The organism is Luteimonas pelagia (assembly GCF_054776035.1).
Window position 1 is genome coordinate 306,923 of sequence record NZ_BAAHCG010000003.1, and the last position, 21,037, is coordinate 327,959.

Sequence of the window (21,037 nt, forward strand, 5' to 3'; positions counted from 1 at the left end):
GCGGCGCGCTACCAGCGCGCCGGCCCCCAGTACCCGATCCGCCGCCGCAGCCGGAACTTGCGCCACGCGTTCGCCGGCTTCGCGCGGCGGTTGCGCCCGCCCGCGGCGATGAACGCCTCGATCGCGTCGATCACCCGCTCGCTCGACCGGCCGTCGCGGTACGGATGGATCGCGTCCGCGTAGTCGCGGATCGCCTGCATGAGCTCCGGCGGCCGCGACAGCGCGCGCTCGATCGCCGGCTCGAACGCCGCCGGGTCGTCGATGTCGATCAACTGCGGGCCGGGGCGGCGGTTCCGGAACGTCACCACCGGCTTGCCGGTGAGCAGGAATTCGTTGAGCGCCGAGGACGTGTCCGAACACATCATGTCCACCCGGCCGAACAGGTCGAGGATGTTGTCGTCGTCGGCGAAGCGCAGGTGCGCGTTCTCCAGCGCACGGAACTTCGCCACCGTTTCCGGGTTCATCTTCGGGTGGAAGGTGACGATCCACTTGAAGCGTCCGTCGCGCGAGAGGCGGCGCACCTCGTCGTGCAGGGTCTCGGCGGCGCTCCACGAGGGCGAGAACGTCGAGTGGTAGAGGATCACCGGCGGCGTGCGCACCGGTTCGACCGCGCCGAACTGCGCCGCGAACGGATCGAGCTTGGGCCAGCCCGTCTCGGCGACGCTGAAGTGCCCGAGCTCGTCGGCCAACGCCTGGAACTTCGCGGTGTCGCTGGGGCCGGTCGTGCAGTAGAGGTCGAAGAAGCCGCGCACGTGGATGTGGCGCGGCTTGCCGGCGTCGAAGCCGTGGAACACCTCGACCTTCACCCCGGGGAAGAAGTGCGGCAGGTGGTTGCCCGGCGTCACCACGGCGCGCGGTTTCCAGCGGCGTACGCCCTCGACGTCGAGCAGCCGCTCGTCGGCGGCGAGGTCGGCCGCGCCGGGGCCGTCGAAGAACCAGGCCGTCTCGCCGCCGCGCGCGCGGATCGCCGCCTGCAGCGGGCGCAGGATCGCCAGCGCGTAGCGCTCCGAGCCGTACATCAGGTAGCGGGGCCTGCCCTCTTTGGCGTCGTTCATCGGTCCAGTCCGTGCCGCACCAGGATGTCGCGACCCTGCGCGATCGATTCCGGGTTGCGGTGCATCTCGTAGTAGCGCAGCCGCTTGTACATCGCGTAGCTGGCGGCGACGTGGGCGACGACGAAACCGCGCCAGCCGTCGAGGATGGCCAGCCGCAGCAGCCAGTCCTTCAGGAACGCCGCCAGGTAGACCAAGGGCGCCATCCAGACCCGCGGCGGCCGGCCCTTCGCGTGCCAGTCGCGGCACTTGAGCTCCGCGTAGCGCAGCACCTTCAGCTGCTTGTGCGGCAGGGTCGGGTTGTGCAGGTGGTGGAACGGCGCGGCGAAGTCTTCCGCGCGACCGTCCCAGCGCAGCGACTCGTGCACGCGTGCGTCGGTCCAGCGCGCGCGGCCGCGGTGGTACAGGCGCGCGAGCTTCTCGCCGACCATCGGCCGGTACCAGCGCATCGGCGCGCCCATGTACCAGGTGCTGCGCCGCAGGATACCGACCGCGGCGTCGCCTTCGAGGAGCTCCGGCAGCCGGCGTTCGAATTCGGCCACCAGCGGCGGCTCGAGGAACTCGTCGGCGTCGAGCGCCAGGATCCAGTCGTGCGCGGCGTGTTCCGAGGCCGCGTTGCGCTGCGGCCCGAAGCCGAGCCAGTCCTGGTGCACCACGCGCGCGCCGTGCGCCGCCGCGATCGCGACGGTGTCGTCGGTGCTGCCGCTGTCGACCACCACCTTGTCCGCCGCGAACGGCACGCTGTCCAGGCAGCGGGCGATGTTGGCGGCCTCGTTGTGGGTGATCACCACGAGGCTGATCGGCAGGGTCGGCATGGCGGCGATGGTAACCGGCAGGCGGGGCTCAGCCCGCGAAGCGCAGGCCGAAGTCGTCGGCGAACGCGGCGCAGCGGTCGCGCATCGCGTCGCGCCGCCGGGCGCGCACGCCGGCGTCGCTGCGGGTGAACGCGGCGGCGTCCGCGGCCCAGGCCCGCAACGTCGCGGCCGCCGCGTCGCGGTCCGCCGCGGTCGCGGCGCGGGTCGGGCGCAGGTGGTTGCGCGCGGCGGGCCCGCCGCGGTCGGCCAGGCGGGCGAGCCGGTTGCCGAGCGCCTTCGCCGTCGACAGGCGCTCGAGCAGTTCCACCGGCATCTCCACCGGCCGCAGCGGCATGCCGAGGGTGTCGAGCCAGTCGCGCCACTTGAAGTCGTTGAAGCGACGCGCCAGCACCACCGCGCGCCACGGGATCCCCATCGCGTCGCAGAAGATCGCGCCGTGCAGCGACTCGCACAGCACCCGCTCGCACCCGGCGAGCCCGGCGGCCACCGCGTCGGGCGCGCCGCGCGGATCCACCAGCGCGACGCCAGCCGCGTCCGCCACGGCCTGCCATTCGAACCGCTGGAGGCTGCGGAAGTGCGGGATGAAGCCGACGCGGCCCGGCGTGGGCACGTGATCGCGCAGCCCCGCCCACAGCACGGCCGGATCCCCGAGGCCGAGCCCCGGGTCCAGCCCGAGCCGTCGCGCGGTGCCCGGTCCGCGGACCCAGTACACCCGCCAGTCGTCGCCGAGCGCGCGCGCGTCCCGATAGCCGCAACCCGAACCGAGCACGACCTTCGGGCCCGCCGGCTGGTCGCCGCCGAGCACCGTGCCGACGCCGTACAGGCGCACCTCGGGATGGGATCCGGCGATGTCGGGGAAGAGCGCGGGCCACAGCGACAGGTTCAGGTCGTCGCCGAAGTTGCCGCCTTCGATCCGGCAGTAGTGAAGTTGCATGCGGGGATGCTCGCCGCGCCGCGCGCCGTGATCAAGGCGCCGGCGCGCAGTCCGGGCGCACCGCGGCCGCGGGCACCAGCCACCAGTCGCGCCGGTTGGCGCGGCCGGCGTGGCGCGCGCGGTCGAGGTCGACGCAGCCGCCGAGCGCATCGTCCTCCAGCAGCAGCCAGCGCCGCGCGGGCGCTTCGGCCTGCCATGCGCGCGCCGCGCGCCACTGCACCGGCAGCGGCACGGTGAAACCGAAGGTGCGCGCCGGCCGGTCGGCCATCAGCAGGGTCTGCTCCTTCCAGGCGACCAGGCCGAGTTCCGCGCCGGGCCCGATGATCCGGCCCACCTCGCGCATCAGCCCGCGCGAGGAGGACGCGTCGTTGAGGACAGGCGCACCGCCCCAGCCGACCAGCACCCAGAGCCCGGCGAGCGCGGCCAGCAGGCCCGCGACCGCCTGCCGTCGACCGAACCACAGGAGGCAACCTGCGATCCACGTGGCGATGGCCAGCAGGACGAGGCCGAGCGCATGGGTGGTCCCGACATCGACGCCCCGCTCGGCCGCGAACCGCGCCTCGAACGAAGGCGAACCGCCCAGCGCCATCACGCCCGCGGCCAGCAGCAGCAACGCGAGCAACCCGGCGATGCCGAGGGCGAGCCGGCGCGCGGCGGGGCGCCGCGTGATGCCGGCCAGCCACGGGCCGAGCACCAGGCACAGCGCCGGCAGCGCGGGCAGGATGTAGACCTCGCGCTTGCCCGCGCTGGCACTGAAGAACAGCAGCACCAGGCCGATCCAGGCCAGCGGCAGCAGCACCCGCGCATCACGGGCGCGCAGGGACTCGCGCCACGCCGGCCAGGCGAACGGCACCGCCGCGACGGCCGGCAGCCACTGCGTCGCGGCAACCCATGCGAAGTACCAGGCCGGCTGCCGGTGGTGCCAGGGTTCGGCGTAGCGCGTGGCCGTCTGCCGGAACAGCAGGTTGTCGGCGTAGGCCTGCAGCGCGGGGTCGCCGCTGGCATGCACGGCCAGCAGCATCGGCACCAGCCACGCCAGCACCGGCAACAGCAGCGCGAGCGGACCGAGCCAGAACCGCCAGCCCGATGGCCGCATCGCCGACACGCCCGGCCACCCGCGCCACGCGACGAACGCCGCGGGCAGCAGCACCAGCAGCGCGACCACGCCCACGCCCTTCGCCAGCACGCCCAGTCCCGCGGCGAACCAGCCCAGCATCCACATCCGCCAGTCCGGCCCGCGCACCAGGTGCCGCAGCAGCCCGTACAGCGACAGCGTGGTGCAGAAGACCAGCAGCGGATCGATCTGCGCGCGCTGCGCCTGGTAGGTGAACTGGAACGCGAACAGCAGCGCCCAGCCCGCGGCCGCGCCGGCCTCGCGCGTCCAGAGCCGCGCGCCGAGATCGCGCACCAGCCACAGCGTGCCCAGCGCCGACAGCAGCGTCGGCAGTCGGAACGCGACGCGCAGTTCGCCGGTCAACGCCATCGCCATGGCCTGCAGCCACATCAGCAGCGGCGGCTTGTCCGGGTAGAGGACATCCCCGCGCATCGGGAACAGCCACTGGCCGCTCTCGAGCATCTGCCGGGCGACCAGCGCGAACCGGGGTTCGTCCGCCGGCCACGGATCGCGCAGGCCCAGGCCGGCGGTGAGCACGACGCAGGCGACGATCCAGAACAGCAGCCACTCGCGGCGCGATGCCATCGGCGGTGCCGCGGGGTCAGCCATCGCGTCGCAGCCTCGCATAGAAGAACCCGTCCATGCCGCCTTCGCCCGGCAGGCGCTGGCGGCCCGGGCCCGCGACGCGACCGAACGCATCCGGCAGCGGGTCGGTACGCGCGTCCGGCGTGCGCGCGAGGAACGCGTCGACCTGGCGCGCGTTCTCGTCGGCGAGGATCGAGCAGGTCGCGTACAGCAGCGTGCCGCCCGGGCGCAGCACGCGCCACGCGGCATCGAGCAGCCGCGCCTGCAGGTCGCGCAGTGCATCGAGGTCGGACGGCCGGCGATGCAGCAGCACGTCGGGCTGCCGGCGGACGATGCCGGTCGCCGAGCACGGCGCGTCCAGCAGCACGGCGTCGAACGGCGTGCCGTCCCACCATGACTCCGGCGTCGCGCCATCGGCGACACGCAGGTCGGCCGTGCCATCGAGGTGCAGGCGCGCGAGCGTGGCGCGCACGCGGTCGAGGCGGCCACCGTCGACGTCGAGCGCGACGAGGCGCAGCGACGGATCGCGTTCGAGCAGGTGCGCCGCCTTGCCGCCCGGGGCCGCGCACATGTCGAGCACGCGCGCGCCGGCCGCCGGGGCCAGTGCATCGGCGACCGCCTGTGCCGCGCCGTCCTGCACCGAGGCCAGGCCGTCGTCGAACCCGGGCAACGCCGCGACGGGCACCGGCGTGGCGAGGCGGATCGCGTCGGGCAAGCCCGCCACCGCGGCCGCTTCGATGCCCACCTCACGCAGGCGGTCGAGGTACGCGTCGCGGGTGGTCGCGCGGGCATTCACCCTCAGCCACATCGGTGCGGCGGTGGCGCTGGCCTCCAGGATCGCCTCGACATCGCCGGGCCAGTCGGCCGCGAGCAGGTCGCGCAGCCAGGCCGGCCATTGCGCCGCGGGATCCACCGTCGGCAGGCCGTCGCGCACGGCGCGCCGCAGCAGGGCGTTGACCAGGCCCGACTGGTGCGCGCGGCCGAGCTGGCGCGCGGCGTCCACCGTCGCCGACACCGCGGCGTGCGTCGGCAGCCCGAGCGGATCGAGCTGCGCGAATCCGGCGTACAGCAGCGCACGCAGCGGAGCGTCGCGCCGACCGGGTGGCTTCGGCATCCACGTCGCCAACGCATCGGCGTAGCGCGCGTGGTGGCGGAGCGCCGCATGGCAGATGGCCTCGACCAGCGCGCGGTCGCGGACATCGGCGATCGTCGGCAGCTTCGCGGCGAGTTCGGTGCGCAGCGAGCGGCCGCGATGCAGCACGGCATCGAGCACCTGTGCGGCGATCACCCGGGGACGGACGCCTTCCATCCGCGCATTGTCGCCCGCGACCCCCGCCCCCGGAACCACCCACCCGCCGCCACCATGCAGGAGCGCGCCTGCGCGCGCGATTGCATCCGGCGCCCGCCAACAATGGATTCCGGCCTGCGCCGGAATGACCGCGTAATGGCCGAAGGTTCGCGACCCCGATGCCCAATGCCCCCTGTAGGAGCGCGCCTACGCGCGCGATTGCATCCGGCGCCCGCGAACAATGGATTCCGGCCTGCGCCGGAATGACGGCGTAGTGGCCGAAAGTTCGCGACCCCGATGCCCGATACCCCCTGTAGGAGCGCGCCTACGCGCGCGATTGCATCCGGCGCCCGCGAACAATGGATTCCGGCCTCCGCCGGAATGACGGCGTCGTGGCCGGAACGTTCGCGACCCGGATGCCCGATGCGCCTGTAGGAGCGCGCCTACGCGCGCGATCGGGTCCGGGAACCGCGGACGCCGGATTGTGGCGGACGTGTGGCTTGGCGCGTGCGCGTGTGGTTCCGCCGCTCGCCCATCGCGCCTGTAGAGGCGCTCCCACGGGGAGGGGGACTGCCGCGTCAGGCCAGGTCGCGGCGGGCGTTGAGGTAGTCGGCGGCGGTGATCGCGCGGCCGCCTTCGCGTTGCAGGACGCGGATGCGCAGCGCGCCGTCGCCGCAGGCCACGTCGATGCCGTCGCGGCCCGCCTGCAGCACGGTGCCAGGCGAACCCGCGCGCACCCCGTCGACCGCGATCGCGCCGTGGATGCGCACGCGCTCGCCGGCGAGCTGCGCTTCGGCCACCGGCCACGGATTGAACGCGCGCACTTTGTTCGCCAGCTCGATGGCCGGGCGCGTCCAGTCGAGCGCCGCCTCGGCCTTCTCGATCTTGCGCGCGTAGGTCACGCCCTCCGCCGGCTGTGGCACCGCCGCCGGCACGATGCCGGCGCGCAGCAGGCCGAGGCCGTCGGCAAGCACCCGCGCGCCCAGGTCGGCCAGCCGGTCGTGCAACTGCCCGCCCGTTTCCTGCGGCCCGATGTCGATCGCCTGGCGCAGCAGCACCGGGCCGGTGTCCAGGCCCTTCTCCATCCGCATCAGGCACACGCCGGTCTGCGTGTCGCCGGCCTCGATCGCGCGCTGGATCGGCGCCGCGCCGCGCCAGCGCGGCAGCAGCGAGGCGTGCACGTTCCAGCAGCCGTAGGTCGGGATGTCGAGCACCGCCTGCGGCAGCAGCAGGCCGTAGGCGACCACCACCATCAGGTCCGGCGCCAGCGCGCGCAGCGCCGCCTGCGAGGTGTCGTTGCGCAGCGTCCCGGGCTGGAAGACTTCGAAGCCGCGCTCGAGCGCGGCCTGCTTCACCCGCGAGGGCTGCAGCCCGCGGCCGCGCCCGGCGGGGCGGTCGGGCTGGGTGTACACGCCGACGATCTCGGCCTTGTTGGCGGCCGCGCGCAGCGAGGGCACGGCGAACTCCGGCGTGCCGGCGAAGACAATCCTCATGCGGGAAGCGCGGGCGCGGCCGTCAGGCCGCGTGCCTGCGCGCCTTGGCCAGCTTCTTGCGCACCATCTCGCGCTTGAGCGGCGAGAGGTAGTCGACGAAGAGCTTTCCCTCGAGATGGTCCATCTCGTGCTGGATGCAGACCGCCAGCAGGCCGTCGGCCTCCATCTCGAACGGCTGGCCGTCGCGGCCGACCGCGCGCACCTTGATGCTGTCGGCGCGGGTCACGTCGGCGAAGATGCCCGGGACCGAGAGGCAGCCCTCCTGGCAGACCTGCTCGCCGGCGCGCTCCAGGATCTCCGGGTTCACGAAGACCAGCGGCCGGTTCTTCTCCTCGGTCACGTCGATGACCATGAAGCGCCTGTGCACGTCGACCTGGCTCGCCGCCAGGCCGATGCCCGGGGCGGCGTACATGGTCTCGAACATGTCGTCGAGCAGGCGCTGGAAGTCCGCACCGGCCACCTCGGCGGGGTCGACGTCGACCGCCTTGGTGCGCAGGCGCGGATCGGGGAATTCGAGGATGTCGAGCAGTGCCATGGCGGTGACTCGGTTCGAAGGCGGTCCGGGGGGCGCACCATCGAAATGGTGGCGGCCGTCACAACCGCAAGTCGCGGGGCCCGTCAGGGCGCGCGGCGCGCCCCGGTTCAGGGGCAGGATTGTAGCGCGGGCGGCTTGCAAGCGGCCGCCTTTTCTGGGCTATAGTGCCCGCACCTGCAGGGGAATCAGGTAGATGGCCGTCATGTTTAAGCGCCTTTCTCACGGGCTGCGCACGGTGTGCGCGGTCGCCTTGCTCACCGTCGCCAGCTATGCCGCCGCCCAGCAGTTCCGGGAGGGGCATCCGGACACGTACGTGGTCCAGAAGGGCGACACCCTCTGGGACATCGCCGGCCGGTTCCTCCAGCGCCCGTGGTTGTGGCCGGAGATCTGGCAGGCCAACCCGCAGATCGCGAACCCGCACCTGATCTACCCGGGCGACGTGATCTCGCTGGCCTACCTCGACCGGCTGGTCGTCGAGGAGGGTCCGCGCGAGGCGGCGCCGATCGGCGCGATCCCGCTCTCGGACATCGAGAAGTTCCTGCGCGACCTGCGCGTGGTCGATTCCTTCGAGCACCTGCCCTACGTGGTGGGCCTGGAGGAGGACCGCCTGCGCACCACCGACAACGAGTTCGCCTACGTCCGCGGCCTGCCCGACGCGCAGCCCGGCCAGCGCTACCTCGTGGTGCGGCCGACGGTGCGCTACACGCACATCGACCGCTCCGGCATGTGCTGCGACCTGATGCAGCAGACCGACCTGGACTTCCGCGGCAAGGCCCACCTCGACTGGGGCCGCTACTGGTCGAACGTGGTGTTCCCCGACAAGGGCCAGGAGTTCCTCGGCTACGAGATGGTGCGGGTGAACGCCGGCACGATCACCCGCGGCGAAGTCGGCGGCATCGAGGCCGCGACCCTGCTGCTGGACGGCCGCGACGTCGAGGTGCGGGTGGGCGACCGCCTGATCCCGGTCGACGCGCAGCCCTACGACCTGCAGTTCTTCCCGCACCCGCCGGCGCGCCAGCTCGACTACGGCCGCCTGCAGGTCATGGCGGTGGCGGGCATGCTCAAGACCGCCGGCCCGCGCGACGTGGTGGCGATCTCCGGCGGCGCCCGCGAAGGCATCGACAACGGCACCGTGTTCTCGATCTGGCGCCGCGGCAGCAACGTCGTCGACACCGTCGAGTACGGCCGCGACCGCCCGAACTACTCGGTCGACTGGCGCGACAAGGTCCGCCTGCCGGACGAGTACGCGGGACACGTGATGGTCTTCCGCACCTTCGACCGCGTCAGCTACGGCCTGGTGATGGACAGCGTCAAGCAGACCCAGGTCGGCTACGAGCTCAAGCACCCCGACGCGCCCTACTGACGGCGGGAACCCTGACGCGACACCGCGACGGCGCCCGAGGGCGCCGTCGCCGTTTCCGGGGGACGCTGGCGCGATGCCCGTCCCGACACCGAGCGAATCCACCGATCCCGAGGCGCTCGTGCGCCTGGTCGCCGCCGGCGGGCCACTGGCGCCGCGCCGTTCGCTGCTCGACGCGCACGACGGCGACCCCGCCGCGGTCCTGCGCGCTGGTCCGCGGGCGTGGCGGGCCCACGGCCTGGACCCGAAGCAGCGGCGGCAGCTCGCGCGGCCGGACGCGGGCGTAATTGCGCATGCCCTGCGATGGCTGTCCGCCGAGGGCCACCACGTCGTGGGCTGGGGCGCCGCCGACTACCCGCCGCTGCTGGCGAACGGCGTCCGCCCGCCGCTGGCCCTGTTCGTGGCCGGCGACCCGCTGCTGGCCTGGCGCCCGCTGGTCGCCGTGGTCGGCACCCGCAATCCGACGGCCGGCGGCCGCGACCATGCGGCCGCCTTCAGCCGCGCGTTCGCCACAGCGGGCCTGGGCGTGGCCAGCGGCCTCGCGGCGGGCGTGGACACCGCGGCGCACCTCGCCACGCTGGACGCCGGCGGCGCCACCGTCGCCGTCCTCGGCACCGGGCCGGACATCGCCTATCCGCGCCCCAACGCCGCGCTGCTCGAGCGGATCGCCGCCGAGGGTGCGGTGGCCAGCGAATACCTGCCCGGCACGCCCGCGCAGGCGGCGCAGTTCCCGGCCCGCAACCGGATCCTCGCCGGGCTGGCGCTGGGCACGCTGGTGGTCGAGGCGGCCTGGCGCTCCGGCTCGCTGATCACCGCCCGGCTGGCGGCGGACGCCGGCCGCGAGGTCATGGCCCTGCCCGGTTCGATCGCCAACCCAATGGCCCGCGGTTGCCACCGGTTGATCCGCGACGGGGCGCTCCTCGTCGAAACCCCGGGCGAGGTCGTCGACCACCTGGCCCCCGCCGCCGCGGCCCTGGCCGGGGCCCTGCGCGACCGGCTCGACGACAACGCGCCGCCGGCCTTCGCGCTCCGGACGCCGGCGCATGGTGCGTCAGCCGCCGTTCGGGTGCCGCCCCACCCCGACCACGACCGCTTGTGGCGCGCCCTCGGCCACGACCCAACGGATATGGATGCACTCGTCTCACGAACCCGATTGACGGCCGCCGAAGTGTCCTCCATGCTGCTGGCCATGGAGCTGGAGGGGCGGGTCGCCAACGACCACGGACGCTGGAGCCGCGTTGCGACCCGGAAGGCATCCTGACCCGCACGGCGCCCATCGCGGCGCAGGCCGAGGGCCATGAAAGAGAGCATCCTGGACGTCCTGCTGTACCTGTTCGAGCACTACTTCACCGTTGATGACCCGCCGCCCGTCGGCGACCGAGACGCCCTCCGGGCCGGCCCCCTGTTCGACGAACTCACCGGCGCCGGCTTCAGCACCGCCGAGATCCACAAGGCCTTCGACTGGCTCGACGCGCTCGCCGAGCAGCGCCCGAGCGCGTCCGCGCCGCGGATCGACGGCCCCATGCGCGTGTACTTCGGGCCCGAGCTGGACAAGCTCGACACCGACTGCCGCGGCTTCCTGCTGTACCTGGAGCAGCACGGCGTGCTCGACGCCCACCAGCGCGAGCTGGTGCTCGACCGCGCGCTGGCGCTGGACCAGGACGAGCTGGACCTGGACGACCTCAAGTGGGTGGTGCTGATGGTCCTGTTCAACCAGCCGGGCAGCGAGGCGGCCTACGCCTGGATGGAAACCCAGATGTTCATGGACGAGCCCGAGCCGGTGCACTGACCGGCCCCGGCGCGGCGCCGCAGACCGCGACCCGCGCCACGCCCACCCGTCGCGGCGCTTGACAGCCCCGCCCGGGGCGTGACACCACTAAATATAGGAACGCATCCGACGCCCGTGGCCCCAGGCCGCGGGCGTCGCCTTCTCCGCGTCCGCGGCGCGCCACCCGGCCCGCCGCCCGCCGGCGCCCTTCACGGGGCGCTTCGGCCCCGCCCCGGAACCTCCGCCCCCCATGGCCAAGAACCTCCTCATCGTCGAGTCGCCCGCCAAGGCCAAGACGATCAACAAGTACCTCGGCAAGGACTTCAACGTCCTGGCCTCCTACGGCCACGTGCGCGACCTGGTGCCGAAGGAGGGCGCGGTCGATCCCGAGCGCGGCTTCGCCATGCGCTACGACCTGATCGAGAAGAACGAGAAGCACGTCGCGGCGATCGCCAAGGCGGTGAAGTCGGCCGAGGCCGTGTTCCTGGCGACCGACCCGGACCGCGAGGGCGAGGCGATCAGCTGGCACATCGTGGAGATCCTGCGCGAGCGCGGCCTGCTCAAGGACAAGGACCTGCACCGCGTGGTGTTCACCGAGATCACGCCGCGCGCGATCCGCGAGGCGATGGCGCAGCCGCGCAAGATCTCCGACAACTTGGTCGACGCGCAGCAGGCGCGGCGCGCGCTGGACTACCTGGTCGGCTTCAACCTCTCGCCGGTGCTGTGGCGCAAGGTGCAGCGAGGGCTGTCCGCCGGCCGCGTGCAGTCGCCGGCGCTGCGGATGATCGTGGAGCGCGAGGAGGAGATCGAGGCCTTCGTCGCGCGCGAGTACTGGACGGTCGAGGCCGAGTGCGCGCACCCGAAGCAGGCGTTCACCGCCAAGCTGGTGAAGCTGGACGGCAAGAAGTTCGAGCAATTCACCGTCACCGACGGCGAGGCCGCCGAGGCCGCGCGCAAGCGCCTGGTGCAGGCCGCCAACGGCGTGCTGCAGGTCACCGACGTCGCCAGCAAGGAACGCAAGCGTCGCCCCGCGCCGCCGTTCACGACCTCCACGCTGCAGCAGGAAGCGGCACGCAAGCTCGGCTTCACCACGCGGCGCACGATGCAGGTGGCGCAGAAGCTGTACGAGGGCGTGGCGATCGGCGACGAGGGCACCGTCGGCCTGATCACCTACATGCGTACCGACTCGGTGAGCCTGTCGCAGGATGCGCTGGGTGAAATGCGCGACGTGATCGCGCGCGACTTCGGCACCAGGGCGCTGCCCGACAAGCCGAACTTCTACCAGACGAAATCCAAGAACGCGCAGGAGGCCCACGAGGCCGTGCGCCCGACCTCCGCGCTGCGCACGCCGCAGCAGGTGTCGCGCTTCCTGTCCGACGACGAGCGCCGCCTGTACGAACTGGTGTGGAAGCGCGCCGTCGCCTCGCAGATGGTGCCGGCCACGCTCAACACCGTGTCGGTGGAACTGGCCGCCGGCAACGACCACGCGTTCCGCGCCAGCGGCACCACCGTGGTCGACCCGGGCTTCCTCGCCGTGTACGAGGAAGGCAAGGACGCCAAGGCCGCCGACGCCGACGACGAGGGCCGCAAGCTTCCGGCGATGAAGCCGGGCGAGCGCGTGCCGCTCGACCGCATCCACGCGGACCAGCACTTCACCCAGCCGCCGCCGCGCTTCACCGAAGCGGCGCTGGTCAAGGCGCTCGAGGAGTACGGCATCGGCCGGCCGTCGACGTACGCGTCGATCATCCAGACCCTGCTGTTCCGCAAGTACACGGAGATGGAGGGCCGCAGCTTCCGTCCGACCGACGTCGGCCGCGCGGTGAGCAACTTCCTGTCCAGCCACTTCACCCGGTACGTGGACTACGACTTCACCGCGAAGATGGAGGACGAGCTCGACGCCGTCTCGCGCGGCGAAGAGGAGTGGGTGCCGCTGATGGAGAAGTTCTGGGCCCCGTTCAAAGAACTGGTCGAGGACAAGATCGAGTCGGTCGACCGCTCCGAGGCGACCGGTGCGCGCGAGCTGGGCACCGACCCGAAGACCGGCAAGCCGGTCAGCGTGCGCCTGGGCCGCTACGGGCCTTACGCCGCGATCGGCAGCGTGGAGGACGAGGAGAAGCCGCAGTTCGCTTCGCTGCGCCCCGGGCAGAGCATGCACACGATCTCGCTCGAGGACGCGCTGGAGCTGTTCAAGCTGCCGCGCACGCTGGGCGAGTCGAACGGCGAGGACGTCACCGTCGGCATCGGCCGCTTCGGGCCGTTCGCCAAGCGCGGCGCGACGTACGCCTCGCTGAAGAAGGAGGACGACCCGCACACCATCGACCTGGCGCGCGCGGTGTTCCTGATCGAGGAAAAGGAAGAGATCGTCCGCAACCGCATCATCAAGGAATGGGACGGCCACGACGTGCAGGTGCTCAACGGCCGCTATGGCCCGTACCTGTCGGACGGCAAGCTCAACGGCAAGATCCCGAAGGACCGCGAGCCGGCGTCGCTGACGCTGGAGGAAGCGCTGAAGTTCCTCGAGGAAACGGGCAAGCCGGCGCGCGGGCGCTTCGGCAAGAAGGCCGCGGCGAAGAAGGCGCCGGCGAAGTCCGCAGCGAAGAAGACGGCCGCCAAGAAGTCCGCGACCAAGAAGACGGCCAAGAAGGCGACGAAGAAGGCCGCGAAGAAGGCCACGAAGAAGGCGGCCGCGAAGAAGGCGACGCGCGCCACCGCAAGCGACGCGCCCGAGCCCGCCAAGCCGCTGCTCACTCCGAAGCCGACAACGTCCATTGGCAAGAAGCGCGTGGTCAAGAAGGCCGACGCCGACGCGGACGCCCCGTTCTAGGCCAGCGCCCGCCCCGCCATGCCGCGCACGATCGACCTCGATGCCGCCACCGCCGCCCTGCGCCGCGGTGGCGTCATCGCCTGCGCGACCGAGGCGGTGTGGGGCCTGTCGTGCGATCCGTTCAATGAGGACGCGGTGTTGCGCCTGCTCGAAATCAAGCGGCGCGAGGTGGACAAGGGCCTGATCCTGGTCGCCCACGACGCAACGTGCTTCGACGGCGTGCTCGACTGGGCCGCGCTGCCGCGCGACCGCGTCGCGGCGGTGCGCGAAAGCTGGCCCGGGCCCAACACCTGGATCGTGCCGGCGACCGCCAGGGTGCCGCGCTGGATCACCGGCGCGCATGCCGGCGTGGCCGCGCGGGTGACCGCGCACGAAGGCATGGCCGCGCTGTGCCGCGCATTCGGCGGGCCGCTGGTCTCGACCAGCGCCAATGCCGCGGGCGAACCGCCGGCCCGCGAGCTCGGCGAACTCGACCCGGTGCTGCACGCCGCCCTCGACGGCGTGCTGGAAGGCCGCACCGGCACCCAGCCGCGCCCGACCTCCATCCGCGATGCCGCCACTGGCGAGGCCCTCCGCCTCTGAGCGCCTGCCGCGGCGCGGCATGAACACGGCCCCGCGCGGGCGTAGGATCGGCGCCCCGACCCGCGAGGAGACCGCCATGCGCACGACCCCGTCCGCCACGCTGCTGCCTGCCACGCTCCTGTCCGCCACCCTGGCCTGCCTGCTGGCCGCGCCCGCCGCCTTCGCGCAGGACGCCGCGCCGCCGGAGATGAGCGCCGAGATGCAGGCGATGATGGAGGCCTGGCGCAAGTCGGCCACCCCCGGCCCCGAACACGCGCGCCTGGTCGAACAGTTCGCCGGCACCTGGCGGGCGGACCAGAAGATGTGGATGGAACCGGGCGCCGAGCCGATGGCGCAGACCGCCACCGCCGTCAGCACCGGCATCCTCGGCGGCCGCCAGGTGCGGATGACCTACCACGGCACCTTCATGGGCCAGCCGTTCGAGGGCATCGCGCACACCGGCTTCGACAACGTCACCGGCAAGTACACGAACAGCTGGATCGACAACATGTCGACCGGCACGTTCAACAGCACCGGCACCTACGACGCCGCCACAAGCACCTACACCTTCACCGGCATCATGCCCGACCCGATGGCCGACGGCGCGCCGGTGCCGATCCGCGAGGTGATCCGCGTGGAGGGCAACGACCGCCACGTGATGGAGATGTACGAGACCCGCGAGGGCCAGGAAGCGCGCACGATGGAGATCACGTTCACCCGCACCGGGCCCGCGCCTGCGCCCGGCGAGGACGTGGAGATCGAGATCGAGACGCGCGTGGAAACGCCGCCGGCCGACTGACGCGCGGCACGCACGCGGCGCGGACCGCCCGCCCCCGCGCCTGAACCGCTCAGCACCCCACCGGGCGCCGCGGTTCCCGCGCATGGCCCGCCGGCGCACAATGCCGGCGATGCGCACGTGCCCCGCCCTTGCCTGCGTCGTCGTGCTGCTTGTCGGCGCGGCTTCGGCCGCGCCCGCGCAGGATGCCGGCCAGATCACCATCTACCGCTGCACCGACGCGCAGGGGCGATTGACGCTGCGCGACTCGCCGTGCCGAAAGGGCGAAACGCAGTCGACGGTGGAGATGCTGCGCCCGCAGGATCCGCCGCCCGGCCGCGAACCGCCGGCGACGGTCGAACCCACCGACACGCCACCGCCCACCGTGCAGCGCGAAGTCGTGTACCGCGCGCCGCCGCGCCCGATGTACGAATGCGTGCGCCCCGACGGCACCCGCTACGCCAGCGAAACGCCCGAGGGCGACCCGCGCTGGGTGCCGTGGTGGACGCTGGGCTACCCGGTGGTGATTCCGCGCAACCCACTGGGCGACCGCGTGGGCGCCCCGCCCGCGCGCCCGGGCGACCCGCCGATCGCCGTGGTGCATGGCGCGCCGGGCGGCACCTGGGTGCGCGACCGCTGCTACCGGCTGCCGCAGGCCGAGGTGTGCGCGCGGCTGGACGACCGCCTGGCGGAGATCAACCGCCGCTTCATCGCCGCGATGCCGTCCGAGCGCGACGTGCTGCGCGACGAACGCCGCGCACTCGAGGCGCGCAGGGACAACGACTGCCGATGACCCGACCGACCGCCGCGGCCGCCGCCGCCACGCTCGCCCTGCTGTTGTTGCTCGCCCCCGGCGGTGCGCCCCACGCGCAGGCCGGCATCCGCATCTACCGCTGCACCGACGCCACCGGCGCGGTGACGATCCAGAACGACACGCCCTGCCCGAAGGGCGCGCGGCAGACCGTGCAGGTGATCGACCCGCCGCCCGCGCTGCCGGCCTACGTGCCGCGCATCGAACGCATGCCCGACATCGTGGCCGTCGAGCAGGCCGCGCGCGACGCGGCGCTTGAAGCCCGCCTCGAGGACGAGGTGCCCGCCCCGGTGCCCGAGGGCGAACGCACGCCCCCGCCGCCGCTGTACCAGTGCCGCACCTGGGACGACGAGACCTACCTCACCGACAGCACCACCCCCACCGAACGCTGCGCCCCGCTCCAGCTGGTGGGCCTGGACGGCCGCCCGCTCCGCGGCAGTGCCGGCGCCTGCGAGAAGCGCGTGGACACCTGCGCCGCCATCCCGGAAGAGAACCTCTGCCGCTCATGGCGCCGCCGCGTCGACGAGGCGGAGTTCCGCTGGAAGTTCGCGGGCGCCCGCGACGACGACCGCCGGGTTGAGTACGAGAAATGGGCGGCGATTTTGGCGAACAGCACCTGCGACAAGGGGTAGGTGGCCCCGATAACGCGGGGTGTGGGGCTGCGATGCGGCCCGGCGGATACCGGGGTGGCGTGATTGGCCTGCGCTGCCAACTTCGCCGATCGCGAAGGAATCGAGTCCGGAAACAAGACGGTCGCCCCAACCGCCGCGTGTGGCGCCGGCCCCCCGCAGCCAGAGTAAGGTTGCCGCGCCAATCGTTATCGAGGCGATGCGACCGTCTTAGGCGGGTTTCCGAGGCAACGCGTTGCCTGCAGCGAATGCCCTTCGCTCAATGGGTCAGCGGCTTGACCCACCCCTGCCCACCGAACAGACTCCGCCCTTACCCCCAACTCTGGGGTCGAAAAGTAGTTAGCCCCTGTGGACTCCAGCCAGATCATCACCGCAATCAAAGACATTGTTCTCGCCGTGGCAGCAGCGGCGACGGCTTTTGTCGCAGTCCGCGGCATCAACAAGTGGCACACGGAGTTGACCGGCAAAGCGGCATTTGACGCTGCGCGCGCGCTCACCAGGGCTACTTACCGACTCCGTGACGAAATTGCTTCTTGCAGGTCGCCGTTGGTGACAGGCAATGAGTTCCCTGATGGGTTTAACGAGTCGCGTACCCCGGACGCGCAAGAAAAAGCTAAGGCTTGGGCCCACGTCTACCAGAATCGCTGGGAGCCGGTGAAAGACGCCGCACTTGAGTTCGACACCCAAGCGTTGGAGGCTGAGGCGCTGTGGGGTGCAAATATTCGAAACAAGACGGATGTCTTGCGCAAAATGGTGACGGAGCTTTTCGTCGCAATCGGTGAGCTTATAGATGACAAGGCGCACGGCGGTGACTCGTTCCGCACCGACCCGGCTTTTGGCAAGCAGATACGCAGCACCGTATCGGCTTCCCCCAAATCGAAGGACAACGACTTCAGTAATCGCATGGCTCTTGCTGCGGCGGGCATCGAAGCAGAGATGCGCGAACACCTCGGCAAGGGCTAACAATTCGTTCAAGGGGATGCCGCTTCGCGGCAACCCTTAACTCAGGCGCTAGCCCTTGGAATGATCGACAACGAGACCCTGTTTCTAAAAACTCTCGCTGATCTCGAGCGCCGCCTACGCGAGACAGATCCTTACGAGATCCTTCTAATCTCCGGCCTGCTACGCAAGCTGTTCCTTGACGATCATCCATTAGTGGATCGTATTAACAAAGAACACCGCATCAAGATCTTTTTCCAAACAGTCCATCACGATGATCCAAGGGCTGATAGCGCGGTGCCAGTTGTTTGGTCCGTACAAGATGGCTTAGACCCAGAAACCTCGCCACCTTTTCGTCCACGAGTCACCCTTTCAAGAGACCAATTCTTCCAAAAGCTGGTCACAATTGTTAACGGCCATGCCCTAACGGTTCGAGATATCATTCTGTTCGAGGCCAACATTGTCGGCGCCGTTCACGCTGGAGCGCCACGATCAGAGAAGGAAAAGGCTCTTCATGATCTTGAGACATCACTCTCCATCGGCGGTTATGCTGCCTCTCTCCGGCAACTCATGGCCATTGCACGCGTGATCCTCAGGGCGCTGCAGCCGCTGCGCGATGCTGTCGCTAAGATCTAACGAATCATTCAAGCCGACCCGTTTCGCGGGTCGACTTAGTTTCTGGTGTTAGAGGCCACTGAGAGACTAATGGATTCGCCCAAGTACAAGAAGGCCATTGGCCGTAATCTTGCCGAACTACAATGGGCGATCATCCACCGCACGTCACTTCAAGGCATTGAGCAGGCCAAACCGGTCTATCACTATTTTCTGCACTCGGCTTACACCGGGCTTTTCAACGACTACATCGCCCATTGCCTCAAGGTTTTCGACCTGAGTAGTGGGTCAGCATCGTTCTGGTACATCTACCGGACCCACGAAAAGCGCGTCAAGGACTTCGCAAAGGAGTCCGGCATTGATCTAGATGAGCTTCTGATCGTTGCTCAAAAACTAAAGTTCATCCGTGACAAGACGCATTTCCACATTGATCCAGACGGCGTGCTTGACCCTAAGGAAATCTGGCGCCAAGCCGACATCACCGGCAAGCGGCTCGCCCAAGCAGTAGATGCTGTTTGGCAGATTCTTACTCATCTCCAGCAGCTTCTTGGCTTGCCCGAGGTCAACTTGCCAAACTACACGATCAAATCAGCAAAGGAGGCTGCTCTCAGAGCGGAGAGTCCGCGGAGTGGCCTCTAAGAATCCATACAAGCCGAAGCCGCTTCGCGGCACTACTTAACTCAACCGTGAGATGGCGGGTGAGATCTTGGGCGCTCGCCAGACTAGAGGCGTAATGGACGTAGAAATTTCAAGCGTAAGAATTGGGAAGTCTTACGCAACAGAGGAAGTTCACTTCTCGGGCGGCCTCAAAGGCACAGCCACCAGTCTTGGATGGGCATTGTTTCCCGTATCTGACAATAAGAACTCAGATGCAATTGTCTTTAAGACGCCTCAGGATCACCTTGCATTCGCCACGAAAGAGTGCGGTCTCAGGTACTTAGGTGCATGCATCAGGTACGTATCAGGGACCAACTCGCCATCCATGGATGTATGGGAGTTTGGCCAGCGAGACCCGCAGAACGGATTGGGCGCAGCTGATTCTTGGGCGACGATCGGACATCAAGCGGCTAAAGCCGGTGACACGAGATACGCGGAAGCAGCGTCATATGTGAGTGCGAGCTTAAAAGCAGCTGCGCTCCGCCTACGAGACGTCTCCAACGGTTACCACGATCAACTGAACTGGGCGCTAGCTGAAAAAAGAGCTCCCGGTACCTGGTTCTCCAATGCTGCTCTGCAAGACCTCTATGCTGACTTTCATTCCCTTGCTTCAGAGCTTTCCTCTGCTCGGGATCACGTTGCAGTAATTGCTGCCATGCATATCGGAGCGCCGGATCGAATAGACAGCTTGTCGCGACTTGAAGAGTGGATTGAGAAGCCCCTGAACCAGCGTCATGGATCGAATCCCATGGTTCACGCCCTTCTCCATGCACTTGGATCCAAGACGGCTCCACGATGGTTACGAAGGATGGGGCATCTTCGTAATGAGATGCTGCATCGCATTCCCATGAGTGCTAATAGGTCGGTAGCTGGACTCATTATCGAACAGTCTCAGACTTCTCTCGGTAACGTATCCAAGATAAGGCTAGCGGAGCCTCTGAGCGAAACACCACTATCTGAGCAGCGGCAAGACCCCCTCGTTGATCTTTCACAGTTCAGTTGGAGTCTTGAATTTCTTTGCAGGGCAATCTGGAAGCATGCAAAGTATCCGGCTGAGCCGCTGCATTTCGGTAGCGGCGCGGCCGCCACCTAACAATTCGTTCAAGGGGATGCCGCTTCGCGGCACCCTTAATGCAGGCTTAGCCAAGCTTGACGGCGTGCCGCCCCAATGCGAGATTTGCCTCGTTGCCACCGGGCAAGCCCAGCCTCTCTAGAGGCTCGGCCCAGTCGATTGTTGTCGCTGGCTCCTGTCTTGGGTCGCTTCTGAGCGCTCCACGTTCATGACTTGGAGCTGCCAATGACTCGACTTTCAAAGAAGCGCGCTGCCGCATTCCTGGCCCAAGGCGGTCTCTGTTGCTACTGCGCCCAGCCCATGTGGCAGGACGACTGCGCGGCGTTCGCGCAACGTCATCTGCTTTCTGAAAAACAAGCTCGCCAGTTCCAATGCACAGCTGAGCACCTGCAGCCTCGGTCGCTCGGGGGCACCCTTCGCGTGGAGAATATCGCCGCTGCGTGTTGGTGCTGCAATCAGCGACGTGGCCGCCTTCGGGTCCCTGCGGACCCAGACATGTTTCGAGCTTACGCGCGACGGCGCTGCGGGGCCGGAAAATGGCACTCGCGCTTACCCGCAGGCACGCCTAACAAATCCTTCAAGCCGGCGCCGATTCGCGACACCACTTGACCCAGGCGGCAGGCCTCGCCCTCGCGCTAGCTCAAGCCTGCGGCAAGTCCTCGTGAATGCAGAGGAAGTTCCCCTCCGTATCCTTGAACCAAGCCGCCTTCTCCGCCCCCAGCACGCAGACGTGATTCACCGTCTTGAAGTCGGGGAAGTCGTAGTCCTCGAATGTGACGCCCGCCGCCTTAAGCACGCGGATGGCTGCCTCAATGTCGGGCACACGAAAGCTGATCGCAGTGTGCTCCGCCTTGGTCCCCTCTGGTCTTGGGAACAAGGCCAATGTCGATCCGCCCACCACGTACACGAACTTGCCATCAGGCTTGAAGCCCTGTGGCTCCAGGCCGAGTGCACCTTCGTAGAAGGCACGAGCACGCGCCATGTCTTTCACGGGAAGCATCGTCGTAACCGAAGCGTCGGACAACATGATTCCGGTCCTCCACTCACACCGGCCATGTCGCGACCGGCGGCGACAAACGGGCCAGCGTTCGGGCCCGGCGCACAGTCTAGGCTGCGGTGGCGGCCGCCACCAGCGGGTCGTACCTCGGCAATGCTGACCCGTCGCTTGAGCCGACACGCAAGGTGCCGCCTTGCCCTATTCTCCCCGTCGGGC

Annotated in this window: 20 protein-coding genes; 12 read left to right on the forward strand and 8 right to left on the reverse strand. The window is 69.5% G+C overall.

The annotated features are described in order from the left end of the window. Window positions 1-8 precede the first annotated feature (8 nt). The 7 genes from ACYU7H_RS10370 to def all read right to left on the reverse strand — a co-directional run bounded on the left by ACYU7H_RS10370 (window position 9) and on the right by def (window position 7,816). Complete coding sequence (locus ACYU7H_RS10370; protein ID WP_460814494.1) at window positions 9-1,055, reverse strand: CDP-glycerol glycerophosphotransferase family protein; 1,047 nt, start codon at window positions 1,053-1,055, stop codon at window positions 9-11. After that, a complete protein-coding gene (locus tag ACYU7H_RS10375) occupies window positions 1,052-1,867 on the reverse strand; it encodes a glycosyltransferase family 2 protein (protein ID WP_460814496.1) in 816 nt (271 codons plus the stop codon). The genes ACYU7H_RS10370 and ACYU7H_RS10375 overlap by 4 nt, the downstream gene beginning before the upstream one ends. A gap of 28 nt (window positions 1,868-1,895) precedes the next feature. Then, the gene (locus tag ACYU7H_RS10380; RefSeq protein WP_460814498.1) at window positions 1,896-2,801 is read right to left on the reverse strand and encodes a polysaccharide pyruvyl transferase family protein; all 906 of its coding nucleotides are present in this window, start codon (window positions 2,799-2,801) and stop codon (window positions 1,896-1,898) included. A gap of 31 nt (window positions 2,802-2,832) precedes the next feature. After that, window positions 2,833-4,524: a glycosyltransferase family 39 protein gene (locus ACYU7H_RS10385; protein WP_460814500.1), complete on the reverse strand. Its 1,692-nt coding sequence runs from the start codon at window positions 4,522-4,524 to the stop codon at window positions 2,833-2,835. Continuing rightward, window positions 4,517-5,809: a 16S rRNA (cytosine(967)-C(5))-methyltransferase RsmB gene (gene rsmB / locus ACYU7H_RS10390; RefSeq protein WP_460814502.1), complete on the reverse strand. Its 1,293-nt coding sequence runs from the start codon at window positions 5,807-5,809 to the stop codon at window positions 4,517-4,519. Before rsmB ends, ACYU7H_RS10385 begins: the two co-directional genes overlap by 8 nt. Window positions 5,810-6,366: 557 nt before the next feature. Further along, complete coding sequence (fmt, locus tag ACYU7H_RS10395; protein WP_460814504.1) at window positions 6,367-7,281, reverse strand: methionyl-tRNA formyltransferase; 915 nt, start codon at window positions 7,279-7,281, stop codon at window positions 6,367-6,369. Window positions 7,282-7,303: 22 nt separating this feature from the next. Then, entirely contained in the window at window positions 7,304-7,816 is a 513-nt protein-coding gene (gene def, locus ACYU7H_RS10400) for a peptide deformylase (protein ID WP_460814506.1), read from the reverse strand. 202 nt (window positions 7,817-8,018) lie between these two features. Here def and ACYU7H_RS10405 point away from each other — a divergent pair, with 202 nt between their 5' ends. The 12 genes from ACYU7H_RS10405 to ACYU7H_RS10460 all read left to right on the forward strand — a co-directional run bounded on the left by ACYU7H_RS10405 (window position 8,019) and on the right by ACYU7H_RS10460 (window position 20,433). Continuing rightward, on the forward strand, window positions 8,019-9,179 hold the full coding sequence (locus ACYU7H_RS10405) for a LysM peptidoglycan-binding domain-containing protein (protein WP_460815039.1): 1,161 nt from the start codon (window positions 8,019-8,021) through the stop codon (window positions 9,177-9,179). 73 nt (window positions 9,180-9,252) lie between these two features. Further along, window positions 9,253-10,437 carry a DNA-processing protein DprA gene (dprA, locus tag ACYU7H_RS10410; protein ID WP_460814508.1) on the forward strand — a complete coding sequence of 395 codons (1,185 nt, stop codon included), beginning with the start codon at window positions 9,253-9,255 and terminating at the stop codon, window positions 10,435-10,437. A 36-nt stretch (window positions 10,438-10,473) separates the two neighbouring features. Continuing rightward, on the forward strand, window positions 10,474-10,965 hold the full coding sequence (locus ACYU7H_RS10415) for a DUF494 family protein (RefSeq protein WP_460814510.1): 492 nt from the start codon (window positions 10,474-10,476) through the stop codon (window positions 10,963-10,965). 229 nt (window positions 10,966-11,194) lie between these two features. Next, on the forward strand, window positions 11,195-13,768 hold the full coding sequence (locus ACYU7H_RS10420; RefSeq protein WP_460814512.1) for a DNA topoisomerase I: 2,574 nt from the start codon (window positions 11,195-11,197) through the stop codon (window positions 13,766-13,768). Between the two features lie 18 nt (window positions 13,769-13,786). After that, window positions 13,787-14,350, forward strand: coding sequence for an L-threonylcarbamoyladenylate synthase (locus ACYU7H_RS10425; protein WP_460814513.1), 564 nt, complete (start codon window positions 13,787-13,789; stop codon window positions 14,348-14,350). Between the two features lie 76 nt (window positions 14,351-14,426). After that, window positions 14,427-15,128, forward strand: coding sequence for a DUF1579 domain-containing protein (locus ACYU7H_RS10430; protein WP_460814515.1), 702 nt, complete (start codon window positions 14,427-14,429; stop codon window positions 15,126-15,128). 109 nt (window positions 15,129-15,237) lie between these two features. Continuing rightward, window positions 15,238-15,897 carry a DUF4124 domain-containing protein gene (locus tag ACYU7H_RS10435; protein WP_460814517.1) on the forward strand — a complete coding sequence of 220 codons (660 nt, stop codon included), beginning with the start codon at window positions 15,238-15,240 and terminating at the stop codon, window positions 15,895-15,897. Then, the gene (locus ACYU7H_RS10440; protein WP_460814519.1) at window positions 15,894-16,547 is read left to right on the forward strand and encodes a DUF4124 domain-containing protein; all 654 of its coding nucleotides are present in this window, start codon (window positions 15,894-15,896) and stop codon (window positions 16,545-16,547) included. The genes ACYU7H_RS10435 and ACYU7H_RS10440 overlap by 4 nt, the downstream gene beginning before the upstream one ends. Before the next feature lie 345 nt (window positions 16,548-16,892). Then, window positions 16,893-17,507, forward strand: coding sequence for a hypothetical protein (locus ACYU7H_RS10445; RefSeq protein ID WP_460814521.1), 615 nt, complete (start codon window positions 16,893-16,895; stop codon window positions 17,505-17,507). Window positions 17,508-17,567: 60 nt separating this feature from the next. Further along, entirely contained in the window at window positions 17,568-18,119 is a 552-nt protein-coding gene (locus ACYU7H_RS10450) for a hypothetical protein (RefSeq protein WP_460814522.1), read from the forward strand. A gap of 69 nt (window positions 18,120-18,188) precedes the next feature. Further along, window positions 18,189-18,734: a hypothetical protein gene (locus ACYU7H_RS10455; protein WP_460814524.1), complete on the forward strand. Its 546-nt coding sequence runs from the start codon at window positions 18,189-18,191 to the stop codon at window positions 18,732-18,734. 1,390 nt (window positions 18,735-20,124) lie between these two features. After that, window positions 20,125-20,433 carry an HNH endonuclease gene (locus ACYU7H_RS10460; protein WP_460815041.1) on the forward strand — a complete coding sequence of 103 codons (309 nt, stop codon included), beginning with the start codon at window positions 20,125-20,127 and terminating at the stop codon, window positions 20,431-20,433. 31 nt (window positions 20,434-20,464) lie between these two features. Here the strand turns inward: ACYU7H_RS10460 and ACYU7H_RS10465 are convergent, their stop codons facing one another. Next, window positions 20,465-20,851, reverse strand: coding sequence for a VOC family protein (locus ACYU7H_RS10465; protein WP_460814525.1), 387 nt, complete (start codon window positions 20,849-20,851; stop codon window positions 20,465-20,467). Window positions 20,852-21,037: the final 186 nt, after the last annotated feature.

Coding starts and splice junctions, on each gene's coding strand:
- ACYU7H_RS10465 (WP_460814525.1), bottom strand. CDS start 20,851: ATGTTGTCCGACGCTTCGGTTACGACGATGCTTCCCGTGAAAGACATG.
- rsmB (WP_460814502.1), bottom strand. CDS start 5,809: ATGGAAGGCGTCCGTCCCCGGGTGATCGCCGCACAGGTGCTCGATGCC.
- fmt (WP_460814504.1), bottom strand. CDS start 7,281: ATGAGGATTGTCTTCGCCGGCACGCCGGAGTTCGCCGTGCCCTCGCTG.
- ACYU7H_RS10460 (WP_460815041.1), top strand. CDS start 20,125: ATGTGGCAGGACGACTGCGCGGCGTTCGCGCAACGTCATCTGCTTTCT.
- ACYU7H_RS10370 (WP_460814494.1), bottom strand. CDS start 1,055: ATGAACGACGCCAAAGAGGGCAGGCCCCGCTACCTGATGTACGGCTCG.
- ACYU7H_RS10440 (WP_460814519.1), top strand. CDS start 15,894: ATGACCCGACCGACCGCCGCGGCCGCCGCCGCCACGCTCGCCCTGCTG.
- ACYU7H_RS10425 (WP_460814513.1), top strand. CDS start 13,787: ATGCCGCGCACGATCGACCTCGATGCCGCCACCGCCGCCCTGCGCCGC.
- ACYU7H_RS10455 (WP_460814524.1), top strand. CDS start 18,189: ATGGATTCGCCCAAGTACAAGAAGGCCATTGGCCGTAATCTTGCCGAA.
- ACYU7H_RS10415 (WP_460814510.1), top strand. CDS start 10,474: ATGAAAGAGAGCATCCTGGACGTCCTGCTGTACCTGTTCGAGCACTAC.
- ACYU7H_RS10380 (WP_460814498.1), bottom strand. CDS start 2,801: ATGCAACTTCACTACTGCCGGATCGAAGGCGGCAACTTCGGCGACGAC.
- ACYU7H_RS10405 (WP_460815039.1), top strand. CDS start 8,019: ATGTTTAAGCGCCTTTCTCACGGGCTGCGCACGGTGTGCGCGGTCGCC.
- ACYU7H_RS10430 (WP_460814515.1), top strand. CDS start 14,427: ATGCGCACGACCCCGTCCGCCACGCTGCTGCCTGCCACGCTCCTGTCC.
- ACYU7H_RS10435 (WP_460814517.1), top strand. CDS start 15,238: ATGCGCACGTGCCCCGCCCTTGCCTGCGTCGTCGTGCTGCTTGTCGGC.
- ACYU7H_RS10420 (WP_460814512.1), top strand. CDS start 11,195: ATGGCCAAGAACCTCCTCATCGTCGAGTCGCCCGCCAAGGCCAAGACG.
- ACYU7H_RS10450 (WP_460814522.1), top strand. CDS start 17,568: ATGATCGACAACGAGACCCTGTTTCTAAAAACTCTCGCTGATCTCGAG.
- dprA (WP_460814508.1), top strand. CDS start 9,253: ATGCCCGTCCCGACACCGAGCGAATCCACCGATCCCGAGGCGCTCGTG.
- ACYU7H_RS10385 (WP_460814500.1), bottom strand. CDS start 4,524: ATGGCTGACCCCGCGGCACCGCCGATGGCATCGCGCCGCGAGTGGCTG.
- ACYU7H_RS10375 (WP_460814496.1), bottom strand. CDS start 1,867: ATGCCGACCCTGCCGATCAGCCTCGTGGTGATCACCCACAACGAGGCC.
- def (WP_460814506.1), bottom strand. CDS start 7,816: ATGGCACTGCTCGACATCCTCGAATTCCCCGATCCGCGCCTGCGCACC.